Genomic DNA, 444 nt, shown 5'->3' on the forward strand with positions numbered 1-444 from the left:
ATGAAGGTTTTAAGAGGATAAAGTTACAAGGATTAGATGAAAATAAAAAATATTATATAAATAATAATAAAGAAGAATCTTTTTTTGGAGACGAATTAATGTTTGCTGGAATTCCAGTAAGATCAGAAGATTTTTGCGAACATGGTGGAGATTTCACTTCAGCAATATATCATTTGAATGAAATAAATAATTAGTTTAGAAGCAGTAGATATGCAAGTTAATCATGATTTTTTATCTACTGCTTATTTATATAGTAATTTATACACAATAACAGGATGGAATGCGAATGATAATTATATGTAGAGTATGAAAGATCTAAAAACTAGATATGGAAATAAGCATCTCTGATTAATTACTCTATTGTGTTTTTTAGGGAGCATGTTTAGGAGATGGGGAAAGATAGATGAGTAAATATATAAAAATTAATGAGAATAATTTAAATAT

At 25.7% G+C, this 444-nt stretch carries 1 protein-coding gene; it reads left to right on the plus strand.

Features of this window, described 5'->3' with window-relative positions; all coding sequences use genetic code 11:
• The coding region (locus LPA54_RS38980; protein WP_228985121.1) for a GH36 C-terminal domain-containing protein at nt 1-194 on the plus strand (194 nt) is incomplete at its 5' end.
• Between the last annotated feature and the right edge of the window lie 250 nt (nt 195-444).

Origin of the sequence: Streptomyces sp. DH12, from assembly GCF_020873895.1 — a bacterium.
In the GTDB taxonomy this organism is placed as follows: Bacteria; Actinomycetota; Actinomycetes; order Streptomycetales; family Streptomycetaceae; genus Streptomyces.